Below are 13,942 nucleotides of genomic sequence, written 5' to 3'. Positions count from 1 at the left end.
GATAACACCTGAATCCGCCCACCCACAGTCACACCAGAGCGGCCAAGGCGCGCACCCGATCTTCGGGTGCGCGCTTCGGGCAACTGGTGCATTTGCCTTCACCGGGTACCTCGTAGATCAGGCAGCACGACGCCCGCTGCGTGAATCTGCGTCGCCCGAATGCCACCGGCGTCAATGGATTACTCACGCGCACAGCAGATTCTCTGCGATCCACGTCCACGAAACGCGGGACCGGAATGCCCGGGTTCTCACCGCGGAGAACTTCGATCAGACCGGCCGCAAATGCACTTCCGCGCTCCCGCGCATTACCGGCGGCATCGAGGCTGCGATTGGCGATGGAGTCCGTTGTGATCGCCCACAGCGCCTGCTGCCGAACGCCGGACACCTCGGCGAGTACCTCGATCACGGGATTGAGCGAGCGGAACATCGTGTGGCCCAACTCCGCCACACTCCGCGAGATCGGAATGACCGATCCGGCAGCAAAACCGCCCAGATAGCCGTTGTCACGCAAGAAGATCCGCCCACCGTCCAACGATGGATCGGCCGCGAACCCGGTGACCATCCCGGTTCCGATCGGAATGCCGGTCAGCGTCGAGCTGGCCGAGTACCACCACAACGTGCCGTTCACTCGACTGTCCGCACTCCCCCATCGCTCTGCCGTATCGGCGACACGTGCTGCCAACCACTGGGGGTCGGTCATCAACACCGCGGGCACCGTATCCGGATACGCGCTCAGGTTGTCGAAGAACGGCACAGCTACTGCCATACGGGCGTAGATCCCGGCCACCGATTCCGTCATGCCAGCCCCAATATCTCCATCCGCGGACGTACTCCGCGTTCGACTCGCGCCCTGATGCCGAAAACCTCGGCCAACAACGGCTCGTCCAACACCTCGACCGTAGACCCACACGCGCGGAGTTCACCTTCGGTGAGCACGGCAAGGTTGTCGCAGTACTCGACTGCCAACCGTAGATCGTGCATCGTGACCACAACTGCGAGCCCCGCCGACGCAAGTTCGGTAAGCAGTTCCATCACGATCAACTGGTGACGAAGATCGAGATGATTGGTCGGCTCGTCCAACAACAGAACCTTGGGCTCCTGAGCCAATGCGCGAGCTATCGAGACACGTTGCCGCTCACCACCCGACAGGGTCGATACGTCTCGTCCGGCAAGCTCGACCAAACCGACCTGCTCGATGCACCGGTCCACGATGGTGGTATCGCGCTCCGTGCTTCGGTCCAACCAGCTGCGGTGCGGAGTTCGTCCGAGCGCGATCGATTCACGAACCGAAAGTCCTGCCGAGACAGTGGGTTCTTGAACACTTGCCGAGACAGTTCGGGCGATGTCCTTACGCGAGAGCGTCGTCGAGTCGACTTGATCGATCAGAACTGCGCCACCTGTCGGCGTCAAAGCGTTGTAGCAGCAGCGCAGCGCCGTCGTCTTGCCACTGCCGTTCGGCCCGACCAAGCCCAATATTTCACCGGACTTGACTGCGAAAGTGATGCCGCGCAACACTTCGCGATTTCCGAGCCGCGCCCGGGTCTCGACGAGTTCGAGCAGGGGCGCAGTTTCGGAGTCTTTCGGGAGTGTCACTGTTCTGGCCTGTGTCACTGTTCGAGCCTCCGATACTGCCGGTAGAGCATCCAGACGAAGATCGGTGCACCCACGAGGGCCGTGATCACTCCGACCGGAACTTCAGTGGATTGTGCCACCGAGCGCGCAGCGGTATCCGCGGCAACCATCGCGACGGCGCCCAGCAGGGCTGCAGCAGGGAGCAGTCGAATTGCTCTGGTGCCGACGATGAAGCCGGCCAGATGCGGGATCAGCAGACCGATGAAACCGATTCCACCGGCAACGCTGACTGCTGCGCCCGCCAGTACGGAGACCGCGAGCAAGGACAACACACGGAACCGTCGGACGTTCATACCGAGTGCAGCAGCCCCGTCGTCACCGGTCTGCAAAACGTCCATCCATCGCGAACTGAACAGAAGGGCTGTGCCGACGACGGCCAGTGTGATCGTCGGGAAGATCAGCGTCGACCATCGTGCATCACCGAATCCGCCGGCGAGCCAATGCATAACTCCAGTGATGTGACGCTCGTCTGCAATCACCAAGAGACAAAAAGTGATCAATGCCGAAAATATCTGTCCGAGCGCAACACCCACAAGAATGATTGCAGTCGGCTGCGGATATCTACCACCAATCAGCAACGCGAGGAACAACGGAATCATCGCTCCGATGAACGCGGCAACAGGAATCGTGAATACGCCGAGCATTCCGGCTCCGATCCCCAGAACCGTAACCAAAACCACCATGAATCCTGCGCCCGACGAGACTCCGAGCAGATACGGATCGGCAAGCGGATTACGGGTGACAGCTTGAGCAACTGCACCTGCCATGGCCAACGAAGCACCCACTACCGCGGCAGTGAGTGCACGTGGCAGGCGGGAGTCGATCACGATCGACTCCCGCGCCGCGGTCCACCACGTCGCGAAAGTCCCTGGCGCCAAACGGGCTCCGACTATCGCCCAGACGTCACCGACGGGAATGCGGACCGACCCGAAAGACACCGCCAGCCCCATGACCACGGCAAGCGCAACACACAGGACTGCAAGCAAAGCGGTATAGCTGGAACGAGATCTGGTCACTGTGCCGGAACTACGCCCGGATGCAGACCCGCCGCGATGGTCTGGGCCGAGCGCACCAGACGAGGGCTCTCGAAGAAGTCGTCGAGAGGAATGACCACGAATCGATTCTGTTGGACGGCGGGAGTGGTGGCCATGACGGGATGTGACTTCAGGAAATCGATCTTCGCTTGGGCGTTCTCAGATCCGTAGTCCAGAACGACGATCGCCTGGGGCGCACGCTCACCCACGACCTCCCATGTGGTCTTGACGTATGGGCGCTCGCCCTCGGAGTAGATGTTCGTCGCTCCCGCGTAGCCGGCGACGAGCTGACCGACACCCACTCCGCCGATCGTCGTCGGAACGTCCTTGCCGCCGTCATAGAAGAATGTCGGCACCGGCGGTGCATCTCCGACTGCCGCCTTCACCGCATCGAGCCCTTGCGTTACCTGATCGGTGACCTCGGCTGCTTCACCTTCGACGCCGAGGATTCTCCCCAACTGCTCGTAGTCGTTTTCCAGCATCGAGATGTCGGGGAATCCCTGGCCGCAGTACTCGGAGAACAGGAACGTGTTGATTCCGCGTTCGGCGAACAGGTCCCGCGAACGGCCTTCCTTCTCTTGAAAGGCGCTGCTCATACCTCCGACGACAAAATCGGGATCGAGATCGAGAATCTGCTCGGTGGTCGGGTATTCCTTGGCGAGGTTGGTGATCTTCGCGAACTGCTCGGCGGTCTCGGGGGTTGGTGTGCTGTCGCCGTATCCCATCCCGACGATCCGGTCACCGACGCCCATCTCGATGAGTACTTCGGTGACGTGATCGTTCATGGTGATGATCCGCTGGGGTGGCGAATCGAATGTTACTTCTCGATCGCAGTTCGTGATGGAAACCGGCTGCGTAAAGGATTCGGTGGTTGAAGAACCACCAGCCGCTTCGCCTTTGGAACAACCTGCCGAAACCAAGGCGACCGCGATGAGAACAGCGGCGGCGCGGGACGGGGAGAACTGAAGTGACACGGGGACCTCGTAAGGGCTCTGAGCCACGAATGAGAATCCGACAGACAACTCCGCCCGCACGCTGATCCTCGGCCAGAGCTCCTGCTGGACTTCCTTTTCGTAGACCACGACGAATGGATGTCGCACACCGCGCGGCGGGTAATCGGGCTTGCCGACACTCGGTGACTACCGAGAATCGACCTACCGTTGCGGGTCAGCGCCGGATTCGGACCGGCTTCCCCCACACGCGTGGCTTGCAAGTGCTTCGAGCAGTATGCATGACGTTTCCGATTCAAGACCAAACGCCCACTACAGTCGATCTGGCCAGACGCCCCCACACACCGGAGTTGATACATGACACGCTGGGCCCAAACCGTCGTCGCCCGGAAATGGTGGGTACTGAGCCTCGCGGTTCTGATAGTTCTCATCAGTGGGGTGTGGGGACTCGGAGTGTTCGGCAAGCTCAGCCAGGGCGGCTTCATCGATCCGGGCAGCGACTCCGCGAAGGTCGCCGACATCATCGAAGACAATCTCGGACCGCAGACCCCGGACATCATCGCGATCTACTCGCCCACGGACGGCAAGACTCTGGACGACATCGGGCCGGCAGTGACAGCCGCCGTCGACCAGTTCAAAACCGAAGTGCCGACCGCTTCGGTGAAATCGTATTGGGGAACAGACGCCGCAGCGAAGGCCAGCCTGCTCTCGAACGACGGATCCATGGCGGCCGTCGCGATCACGTTGGCACCGGACTCGGGCATCACGCCGGCCACTTTCGCCGATCTCTTGCCGAAGCTCGAAGTCGAAGGTGCCGAGGCACAATTCGCGGGTAACACCGTCGTCGGCGTCGCATTCAACACCAAGCTCGAGAAGGACCTGGTGGTCGCCGAAGCCATCGCCATTCCGATCACTCTGGTGCTGTTGGTCTTCATCTTCGGCGGCATCGTCGCTGCTGCCGTGCCCGTGTTCGTGGGTGTACTCAGTGTCCTGAGCGCTTTGGCCGTTCTGCGAATCCTCACGCTGATCACCGATGTGTCCTCGTTCTCGATCAACGTCGCTTCTCTTCTCGGGTTGGGACTGGCCATCGACTACGGACTGTTCGTGGTCGGTCGGTTCCGTGAAGAACTGAATTCGGGCTCGGACCCGGGAGCGGCTGCTCAGCGGACAGTTCTGACGGCGGGTCGCACCGTCATGTTCTCGGGTCTACTGCTGATCTGTGCGTTCAGCGGCATGCTCGTATTCCCCCAGGCCGTCATCCGGTCTCTGGGCTTCGGCGCGATCGCCGCAGTATTGAGCGCGGCCGTCCTGTCGCTGACCGCTGTGCCTGCGCTGCTTGCCATTCTGGGGCATCGCATCAACGCCCTGACGTGGCGCAAGGATGCGGCGCAACGCGGCGAGGAACGCTCGCGCAAGTTCTGGGGCCGCGTCGTCACGTGGGTGATGAAGCGTCCGGTCGCAGTCTCGGTGACGATCGTGGCCGTGCTGCTCGTGATGGCCTCGCCGCTGCTCGGCGCCCGGCTGGGAGAACTCTCGTACACCGCACTACCGGACAACGACCCCGCTCGCGTTGCAATGGACACGTTGGTCAACGACTTCCCGCAAACCGGAAACGGCGCAACGATGATCCTTCAGGCCGAGGACGGGAACACTCTCACCCCGGCCGAAGGTGCAGCGATCGCCGAGTCCGCCGGTCAAGTCGAGGGCATCGGTCAGGCGACCGTCGTCGCGAGCACCAATCAACTCGTCGCGGTTCAGGCTCTCTACAGCGAGGGCTCTACACCCCAATCACAGAGCGCCGCAGTGACAGATCTGCGTGCGATCTCCGCTCCCGACGGAACGGTGCTGCTTGTCGGCGGCGGTCAAGCCATGGTCGACGACGGCAACAACGCCGTCCTGCACTGGCTACCGGTGATGATCCTCATCATGGTCGGATCCACCCTGATCCTGTTGTTCCTCGCGTTCGGTTCGGTGGTGCTGCCGATCAAGGCGGTGCTGATGGCAGCCCTGAGTCTCGCGACCACCTTCGGTGTCCTCACCTTCGTCTTCCAGGACGGACACGGCGTCGAACTCCTCGGGGTCAGTCAAACTCCGCTGGAGGCGACGTTTGTCGTGCTCATCCTGGCGGTGGTCTTCGGATTGTCCACGGACTACGAGGTTTTCCTGATGTCACGGATGGTCGAGGCCAAGAACGCGGGAGCGACGACAGAGGAAGCGGTCAAGTTCGGAACCGAGCGCACCGGCCGCATCGTGACGGCTGCCGCCTTACTCCTGATAGTGGTGACGGGGGCCTTCGCAATGTCAGGGCTGTCAGTGATGAAGTTCCTGGGCGTCGGCATGATCGTCGCGCTGATCGTCGACGCGACCATCATCCGCATGTTGCTCGTGCCCTCGCTCGTGAAGTTGATGGGCGAAGCGAACTGGTGGGCTCCTGTGTGGATGAAAAAGGTTCACGCGAAGGTCGGCATCGGCCACTGATCGCGACTGGATCATGTCGCTGAAGAGTGCCTGGGATCCTGCGGAGAGCCGTGTTTGACTAGGGGTCGTGGATGACTTACCTGAGAGTGTTGTGGTCGGCTCAGCAGTGTTTTCGCGTGTCGACTCGGACGATTCGTTGGCGTGCTGGACATCGATCATCGATGTCCAGGGGGTCGGTGACTCCAGGCCGGTGAGTCTGGTTATCGAGCCGGCCACCGTGCCGGAGTCTGCGGTGTGTGCGCTCGCTGCGACCGTGATGGCCCGGTTCGGTGAGTTTGCCGAAGTCGCCGCCGATTACCTGCGTCAACAGCTGCGTGGGCCACAGTTCGGCCTCCGCCACTCCGAACTCGTGGAGTTGGACGCCACGGAGTCACTGTTCGGCGAACCTGAGGCGGTGATCTGGGCTGACGGAACCTGGCTGCTGCGGTTCGCTGAGTCAAGGCTCGAGATGGCCGATCCTTTCGGGATCGGTGTTCTGTTCGAAGGAACGACCCCGTATGCGGTCGAGGACTTGTCGGGCGCTGAACCGGCCTAGGGTTTGCCGGCCTGGCCACTCCATCGCCTCGACGATGGTGCGCCGGTCTACTGGCGGACGGCGCATGGCCTTCACACCCTCGGAACAACGGCCGCCCACATCTCATCCGAAATCAGGTCACGCGACGCAAGGACGAGCGCGCACCCCACTGCGCCCGAAACTCTTCAGCAACAGACCTAGTGGATTTCCCTGATCGGGCAGTCGTCCTCGAGGATGACTGCCCGATCGTCTAAATCGCTCCGCAGGGCGATGTTCTCCGAAGCTGATTTCGTCAGACTTGGAGCATGACAATTTTCGAATGGATCCTTGCAATCCCCGCTCTTGCGCTTGCCGTCGCGTTCTTGTTCTCCGGAATCATCTCCGCGGGCATCGACTTCGACGCCGAGGACGGGGTCATGACGCATTGATGTTCGTTTCCCTCTAGCCGCTGATCTTACTTTGGAGTAAGTTACCGACTATGGCCACTTACATCGTCACTGGCGGTACCGGATTCCTCGGACGAGCTGCACTGCCACTCCTGCTCGAGCGTGATCAAACTGCTCAGATCCATGTGCTGGTCAGAGCCGGTTCTGTAGCCAAACTCGAAGAACAGGTGTCGGCAATTCCCGGCGGCGATCGCGTGCATCCACTCATTGGAGATCTGACCGAGCCGGGACTGGGCATCGACTCTCCCCCGCCTGCCGACCACGTCCTTCACCTCGGCGCGATCTACGACATCACCGCCGGAGACGAGCAGGCTTCGACGAATGTCGAGGGCACACGCTCCGTGGCCGACCTTGCCGCACAGCTGGGAGCCACCCTTCATCACGTGTCATCAGTCGCAGTTGCGGGCGACTACCCGGGAACCTTCAGCGAAACCGATTTCGATTGCGGTCAAGGCTTTCCCACTCCGTACCACCGAACCAAGTTCGAGGCGGAGAAAATCGTTCGAGAACGAGAAGGCCTCACCTGGCGTGTTTATCGGCCGTCTGCCGTGGTCGGTAACTCCGTCACCGGCGAGATGGACAAGATCGACGGTCCGTACTACTTGTTCCCAGGACTGGCGCTACTCGCGAAATTACCTGCAGCACTCCCCGTCCCGATCCCCAACCTCGGCGCAACCAACGTGGTGCCCGTCGATTACGTAGCCGCCGCCCTCGTCGAATTGATGCATGTGCCCGGCCATGACGGCGAAGCATTCCATCTCGTGAATCCGAAACCTCAACCGGTACGCGAAATCTATGCCGGACTCGCCAAGGCCGCCGGAGCGCCCCGGCCCGCACTCAGCCTGCCGGGCGTGATCGCCAAACCCTTTGTCTCGCCATTGCCGATGGATTCGGCAGAATCGGCGCGGAAGGTTTTCCTCGATCGCATCGGCATGCCTGCAGCATTACTCGACAACATGACGATGGCGCCGACCTTCACCTCCGCGAGAACCGTTGCCGCCCTGGCCGGATCAGGACTGGCGGTCCCCGAGTTCGGGTCGTACTCCACTGTGTTGTGGAAGTACTGGCGCGCAAACCTCGATCCCAATCGCGCACGACGTAACAGTCCCGAAGGACCACTCGTGGGTCGGATCGTTCTGATCACCGGAGGCTCTTCCGGAATCGGCAAGGCATCGGCCATTGCCGCCGCTCAGAAGGGCGCCACCGTTCTCCTGATCGCACGCCGCACCGACGAACTCGATGCCGCAGTACAGCAGATTCGATCAGCCGGAGGCAAGGCGTTCGGTTACCCCTGCGACATCACCGACGACGAGTCGGTCCAGCACACGATCAAAAGCATTCTGACAGAACACGATCACGTAGACATGTTGGTAAACAACGCCGGCCGATCCATCCGGCGCGGCATTTACCACTCCACTGATCGTTTCCACGACTACGAACGAACGATGGCCGTGAACTACTTCGGCGCTGTGCGATTGGTGCTCGCCTTGTTACCGACCATGCGTTCTCGCCGCTTCGGCCACATCGTGAACATCAGCAGCGCGGGAGTCCAGGCGGCAACGCCTAGATTCTCGGCCTACGTGGCGAGCAAGGCCGCCCTCGACGGTTTCTCGGACGTAGCCGCCTCTGAAACCCTGGCGGACGGAATCACTTTCACGACCATCCACATGCCGCTGGTCGAAACACCGATGATCGCTCCGACCGGCGAATACAACAACGGCCCGATCACCAGCCCGGAAAAGGCTGCGGCAATGGTGATCCGCGCGCTGATCGACCGCCCCAAACGCATCGACGTACCACTGGGAACCCTGGGTGATCTGGGAACCCTGTTCGCACCGCACACCAAGGACCGAATTCTCAACCAGATGTACCAGGCCTTCCCCGATTCTCCGGCGGCAAAGGGTCAGGTAGACAAGGAAACTCCGGCAGACGCTCCGGCAACACCGGCGCGACAGCACCACTCGCGCTCGCGCATCCGCAAACTCGGCCGTCGGGCCGCCCGACTCGTGCCCGGTACGCACTGGTGACCGGTGGTGTGACTTCGTCTCGGAGCGTTTCGGCAAGAGGAACGGATCTGTAGGTTCAGTCGGCGAATCCTCACCGGGTCACGCTGACAAAAGCAATCAACCGCCAGTTGCACAGGGTTCCGTATCGGTGCCTGACCCCGGGACCACCAGACCAGACTCGTAGGCGATGACGACAGCGTGCGTCCGATTCTGAGCACCGAGCTTTGCCAGCACGTTCCCGACATGCGTTTTCACTGTCTCCAGGCTCACAACCAGAACCTGAGCAATATCCGAGTTGCACAGCCCGGTGGCCATCAACCGCAATACCTCTTCCTCCTTTGCTGTCAGCGCTGCATTCGGGAACGCCTCAGCGGAGACCAACGGGCGGGGCGTAACCATCCGGCGTAGCGCGGCAGGGAACAGGATCACTTCGCCCGCCGCCACCACACGTACTGCCGCTGCGATCTGCGGGACTGGGAGCCGCTTCAGCACGAAGCCACTCGCGCCCGCACTGAGTGCGGCCGTGACGTAGCCATCGTTTTCGAAAGTGGTGATTACCAAGACTTTCGGCGGTTCGGTGCACTCGGCCTGGAGGTGCCGAGTTGCCTCTATTCCGTTGCGCAGCGGCATCCGCACGTCCATCAGCACCACATCCGGACGAAGTTGCCGCGAAAGCTCCACTGCTTCGATACCGTCGGAAGCCTCGCCGACGACCACAATCCCGGGCTGAGCTGCGAGCAGCATACGCAGGCCGCTGCGGGTAACGTCGTCGTCATCCGCAATCAGCAGGGTGACTGGCATGCTTGCAGGTTTGGCGGCGTCCTCACTCCAATTGGCTTCGGTCATCGTGCCACCCGTACCGGCAACTGAACACTCAATCGCCAGCCCTGGGCTCCGTCCGGTCCAGCCTTGAACTCACCGTTCAAGAGTCGCACGCGCTCGGCCAAACCTGCCAGGCCGCGCCCTGATCTTCGAACTACGTCTGCCTTTCCCCCGGTCACTGCCCCGATGCTGTTGACCACTCTGAGCTCGACGCTCTCCGAGCCGACTGCCACCGTGATTTCGATCGGCCCGCTGTCCCCGTGCCGCAGAGCATTGGTCGTCCCCTCTTGCAGGATCCGGTACGCCGCGCGAGAGAGTGTCCCCTGGATCTGTGAAAGGTCACCCGACAGGTTCACCTCCACAACCGCCCCCGCATGCCGCAACCGATCAATTAACGCAGGCAAGTCCGACAGCGTCCGAGAAGGTACAGCAGGCCTCTCCTCGCGAAGTACACCCAGTACGTAGTCCAGGTCCTCGAGCGCTGCCCGTGTCGACTCCTCGATGCTACGCATGGCGGCCCTCGCCGCGGCAGGATCGGAGGCAAGCACCTCGCCGGCCACCGCCGCCTGGATCGTGGCGGCGGTGAGCGTGTGTCCGATCGAGTCGTGCAACTCGTGAGCGACCCGATTACGTTCGGCCAGTTGCAGTTCGCGTTCTTCCGCCAGCGCGAGCCGTTCAGCCGTGGACGGCCCCAACAGTCGTGGCGCCAGCCATCTCAGCAGTGTTGCCACCAGGACACAAATTCCTACCGCAAGCAGGAGGCAGCCGGCCGCCACGATCCAGGTCCATCCACCCGTCACGTCAACCGACGTATCGAACAGACTGATTCGCGCCGTGCCGCCGAGCCAGTTCCCCGGGAGCGAAATCCCCATGATGAAAAGGACGCTGGTCGCGAGCGCCGCCAGCCAACCCACCATGACATGCAGGACAATCCAGAGCGGGGCCCGCCAGCGATCAATCTCCGAGAGGTTAGGAGTACGGTGTCCGAGCGCTGGACTCGGCAGCGACACCTGCAGCAGTCGGCGGGCAGTAACGATGAGCGCGCGTCGCACAGGATGCACCAGGCCGAGTGCTCCTACCAAAGTCACCCATATGAGCAGGACCGAAAGCACCCGGACGAACTCGGGTGCGGATTGCCACGCGAGAGCAGGCAACATCGCAACCACCAGAAGTGGCAGGCTTGCCAACACACCACAAAAGGCGAAAAGTACAGCTGAGTATGTAGAGCCCCGCATCAGCGGTCGTAGTCCTGTGATCATGATTCGACAAGTATGACTGGGCCGCTCGGCGATGGCCTCCCCCGATCGAGGGAGATGGTTTTCCCGCGTCGGAGCGATGCGCGACCAATCCTCCAGCAGACAGGATCGTGTCCAGACCGATCAATCTCTCCAAGGAGTTCTACTGATGCGCCGCCACAGTCGACAGGGCCAACCTCCCTCACCCCAAAGACAAAGCCGGAAACGGCACCGCGCCCTCTGTTCCGTCGCAATGACTCTCAGCGTGGTCACCCTCGGTGCGTGCTCGTCGTCCGCCGATACCGTCGCTGCGCGGCACGATGCGGTTCAACACTCACTCGACGCACTGGTGAGCGAGGACGGACTACCCGCCGCCCTCGCAAGCATCCAAGACCGAAACGGCAACTCCCACAACTACACCGCAGGAGTCGGTGACCTGACCACCGGATCAGAGGTACCCCCCAACGGCCAGATACGAATCGGCAGCAACACCAAAACCTTCACCGCAGTAGTGGTCCTGCAACTGGTCGCCGAAGGAAAGATCGAACTCGACACCCCCATCGAGACCTACCTACCCGGACTCGTCCGCGGAGACGGGATCGACGGCCACAACATCACCATCCGCCAACTCCTCCAACACACCAGCGGACTCCCCAACTACAGCAACTACCTGGAAGACGAAGTCCGATACTACGACCCACGCGAACTTCTCGACATCGCGCTCGAACATCCTGCCGACTTCGCCCCCGGAACGAGTTGGAAGTACAGCAACACCAACTACGTCCTCGCTGGCCTACTCGTACAGAAGATCACTGAAAAACCCCTCGCCGAGGAGATGAACCGGCGAATCTTCGCGCCGATCGATCTGCAGCACACATACTTTCCTGAACCATACGACGAGAAGATCTCGGAACTTCACCCCCGCGGCTACTACCGGGAGTCATCGGACGCGCCTCCCGTCGACATCACAGAGATAGACCCCTCGTGGGGATGGGCCGCAGGGCAATTGATCTCCACCACCTCGGACCTCAACCAGTTTCTCCACGCACTCCTCGACGGACGACTGCTCCCCGCAGCCCAACTCGACCAGATGCGCACTACCGTCCCCGCGGAGGAAACCTTCGGACCCGATGCCCGCTACGGACTTGGATTGGTCAGCCGCCCGCTACCGTGTGGCGGCCTGTCCTGGAGCCACGGCGGCAGTTTCCCTGGATACGAGACACGCGGGGCGCTACCGACGACGGACGCGAAGCGAACATCGCGGTCAGCATGCAAGTAGTCGACGACGCCACCCGGAGAAAACTCGAACACGCGGTGGATATCGCCCTTTGTCGCTGAGGCCTCCTGTCAATCACCAAAGGCCGCCTACTCCGAAATAGCTCGTCAAACCGACAGTATCGGCCGCGAGACGCCGGACTCCGAGGTGCAGCCAGCTACACCCCGTACGCTCCGGCACGCACCACCGAGAGACTGCACTTCGCACCATGGAGGACGCGTACGCACGTCAATACTGTTCTCTGCATGTGGAACTCACCACGAGATTCGACGAACAGGAGACCACAACCAATGACCACCCTTCGACGTCGCCCCCTGCTCACCGTGCTTCCGGCAGTCACCGCTGCAGCCCTCATATTGGGCGTGAGCGGATGTGGTGACACCACTGACTCCACTGATTCCACTCGGCAAAGCGACGCTGCCGTGCAACAGGCGCTCGACGGCGTCATCGAGCAGGGGATCCCCGGCGCACAACTCGTGATCTCCGACCCGTCGCGGGGCACTCGCATCATTCGTGCAGGAATGGGAAACACCGCCACCGGCGAGCCTATCCCCGATGATGCGCGGGTCCGAATCGGCAGCAACACAAAGGCCTTCGTCTCGACCGTCGTCATGCAACTCGTCGACGACGGACTGCTCGACCTCGATATGAGCATCGAGCACTACCTGCCCGGAACGGTCGTAGGCAACGGGAACGACGGCAACCGAGTCACCATTCGAGATCTCTTGCAGCACACCAGTGGACTGACGGACTACCTCGCCGCCGGCGGAGCACGGCCGGAAGACATCAAGCCCGGCCAGCTGCTGGTGGGGACAAGCGCACAACCACCGGAGCACTTCTCCCCCACTGAACTGGTCGATATCGCGATGTCTCTTCCACCCGGCCCGGCAGCCAAAGACAAGGCTGTCTATTCGAACACGAACTACATTCTGCTCGGGATGCTCATCGAGAAGGTCACAGGACGCCCTGCCGCGCAGGAGATCACCACCCGCATAATCGATCCGCTCGGACTGATGGACACCTATTTTCCCGCCTCCCGCGAGACACAGATCCGCGGTTCTCATGCACAGGGCTATCACCCGATTGACGGCATTCAGGTCGATGTCACCGATGGCGACGTGTCGTGGGCCGACACCGCAGGTGCGATGGTCGCAACGGGCGCCGACCTCAACACTTTCTTCACGGCTTTGCTACGCGGCGATCTCGTCTCGAATGACAGGCTCGCCGAGATGAAACACACCGTGCCGTTCGACAGGAGCCCGCAGGACAGCTACGGACTCGGACTAGTCCGCGTGAACAGCTCCTGCGGGAAGGAGATCTGGGGTCACGGCGGCGGAATTCCCGGCTTCGGCACCTCGGGCGGAGTCGATACCACAGGACGCGCTGTGACTCTCACCCTCAATCACATCCCGATGAGCGAGGACGCCTTCGTAGCAGCACAGCGAGTTGTCGACGCAGCGATGTGCGAGAAGTGAAGGAAACATGTTCGTGCACGACTTCGCACGCAACATCGAACAACAATTCTTCCCGAGCGAACGATGTCCCGAAC

The 13,942-nt window shown here is 61.6% G+C and carries 12 protein-coding genes and 1 riboswitch; of the genes, 6 read left to right on the top strand and 6 right to left on the bottom strand.

Annotated elements, in window-relative coordinates; genetic code table 11:
• Positions 1–28 precede the first annotated feature (28 nt).
• The 4 genes from EHW12_RS09880 to EHW12_RS09865 are packed head-to-tail and all read right to left on the bottom strand — an operon-like array spanning position 29 to position 3,640.
• Positions 29–799, bottom strand: coding sequence for a (2Fe-2S)-binding protein (locus tag EHW12_RS09880; RefSeq protein WP_081557630.1), 771 nt, complete (start codon positions 797–799; stop codon positions 29–31).
• Positions 796–1,593 carry an ABC transporter ATP-binding protein gene (locus tag EHW12_RS09875; protein WP_081305329.1) on the bottom strand — a complete coding sequence of 266 codons (798 nt, stop codon included), beginning with the start codon at positions 1,591–1,593 and terminating at the stop codon, positions 796–798. Before EHW12_RS09875 ends, EHW12_RS09880 begins: the two co-directional genes overlap by 4 nt.
• A gap of 14 nt (positions 1,594–1,607) precedes the next feature.
• Entirely contained in the window at positions 1,608–2,648 is a 1,041-nt protein-coding gene (locus tag EHW12_RS09870) for an iron ABC transporter permease (RefSeq protein WP_125050555.1), read from the bottom strand.
• Positions 2,645–3,640 carry an ABC transporter substrate-binding protein gene (locus EHW12_RS09865; RefSeq protein ID WP_030535103.1) on the bottom strand — a complete coding sequence of 332 codons (996 nt, stop codon included), beginning with the start codon at positions 3,638–3,640 and terminating at the stop codon, positions 2,645–2,647. Before EHW12_RS09865 ends, EHW12_RS09870 begins: the two co-directional genes overlap by 4 nt.
• A gap of 115 nt (positions 3,641–3,755) precedes the next feature.
• Positions 3,756–3,902: riboswitch (cobalamin riboswitch) on the bottom strand.
• Between the two features lie 71 nt (positions 3,903–3,973).
• Between EHW12_RS09865 and EHW12_RS09860 the strand changes: the two genes are divergently transcribed.
• The 4 genes from EHW12_RS09860 to EHW12_RS09850 all read left to right on the top strand — a co-directional run bounded on the left by EHW12_RS09860 (position 3,974) and on the right by EHW12_RS09850 (position 9,081).
• A complete protein-coding gene (locus EHW12_RS09860; RefSeq protein WP_125050554.1) occupies positions 3,974–6,094 on the top strand; it encodes an MMPL family transporter in 2,121 nt (706 codons plus the stop codon).
• A 67-nt stretch (positions 6,095–6,161) separates the two neighbouring features.
• Entirely contained in the window at positions 6,162–6,629 is a 468-nt protein-coding gene (locus tag EHW12_RS09855) for a hypothetical protein (protein ID WP_231917264.1), read from the top strand.
• A gap of 284 nt (positions 6,630–6,913) precedes the next feature.
• Positions 6,914–7,036 carry a hypothetical protein gene (locus EHW12_RS35840; protein ID WP_003940840.1) on the top strand — a complete coding sequence of 41 codons (123 nt, stop codon included), beginning with the start codon at positions 6,914–6,916 and terminating at the stop codon, positions 7,034–7,036.
• Between the two features lie 50 nt (positions 7,037–7,086).
• Entirely contained in the window at positions 7,087–9,081 is a 1,995-nt protein-coding gene (locus tag EHW12_RS09850) for an SDR family oxidoreductase (protein WP_007727443.1), read from the top strand.
• A gap of 96 nt (positions 9,082–9,177) precedes the next feature.
• Here EHW12_RS09850 and EHW12_RS09845 read toward each other — a convergent pair whose 3' ends face one another.
• Both EHW12_RS09845 and EHW12_RS09840 read right to left on the bottom strand, forming a co-directional pair.
• Positions 9,178–9,861, bottom strand: a complete 684-nt coding sequence (locus EHW12_RS09845) for a response regulator transcription factor (protein WP_100245420.1) — start codon at positions 9,859–9,861, stop codon at positions 9,178–9,180.
• 41 nt (positions 9,862–9,902) lie between these two features.
• Positions 9,903–11,069 carry a histidine kinase gene (locus EHW12_RS09840; protein ID WP_199267515.1) on the bottom strand — a complete coding sequence of 389 codons (1,167 nt, stop codon included), beginning with the start codon at positions 11,067–11,069 and terminating at the stop codon, positions 9,903–9,905.
• 301 nt (positions 11,070–11,370) lie between these two features.
• On the opposite strand from EHW12_RS09840, the gene EHW12_RS09835 reads away from it, so the two are divergent.
• Both EHW12_RS09835 and EHW12_RS09830 read left to right on the top strand, forming a co-directional pair.
• Complete coding sequence (locus EHW12_RS09835; protein ID WP_206434843.1) at positions 11,371–12,396, top strand: serine hydrolase domain-containing protein; 1,026 nt, start codon at positions 11,371–11,373, stop codon at positions 12,394–12,396.
• 287 nt (positions 12,397–12,683) lie between these two features.
• Positions 12,684–13,868 (top strand): serine hydrolase domain-containing protein, encoded by a 1,185-nt coding sequence (locus tag EHW12_RS09830; RefSeq protein WP_007733647.1) that lies wholly within the window; start codon positions 12,684–12,686, stop codon positions 13,866–13,868.
• Positions 13,869–13,942 lie beyond the last annotated feature (74 nt).

This window comes from Rhodococcus sp. NJ-530, from assembly GCF_003860625.1.
GTDB lineage: Bacteria > Actinomycetota > Actinomycetes > Mycobacteriales > Mycobacteriaceae > Rhodococcus_F > Rhodococcus_F qingshengii.
This window is presented reverse-complemented; position numbering and strand designations above follow the sequence as displayed.

Bases quoted from the DNA above. Each gene is read 5' to 3' on its own strand.
- EHW12_RS09880 (WP_081557630.1), bottom strand. From the start codon at position 799: ATGACGGAATCGGTGGCCGGGATCTACGCCCGTATGGCAGTAGCTGTG.
- EHW12_RS09860 (WP_125050554.1), top strand. From the start codon at position 3,974: ATGACACGCTGGGCCCAAACCGTCGTCGCCCGGAAATGGTGGGTACTG.
- EHW12_RS35840 (WP_003940840.1), top strand. From the start codon at position 6,914: ATGACAATTTTCGAATGGATCCTTGCAATCCCCGCTCTTGCGCTTGCC.
- EHW12_RS09850 (WP_007727443.1), top strand. From the start codon at position 7,087: ATGGCCACTTACATCGTCACTGGCGGTACCGGATTCCTCGGACGAGCT.
- EHW12_RS09845 (WP_100245420.1), bottom strand. From the start codon at position 9,861: ATGCCAGTCACCCTGCTGATTGCGGATGACGACGACGTTACCCGCAGC.
- EHW12_RS09835 (WP_206434843.1), top strand. From the start codon at position 11,371: ATGACTCTCAGCGTGGTCACCCTCGGTGCGTGCTCGTCGTCCGCCGAT.
- EHW12_RS09830 (WP_007733647.1), top strand. From the start codon at position 12,684: ATGACCACCCTTCGACGTCGCCCCCTGCTCACCGTGCTTCCGGCAGTC.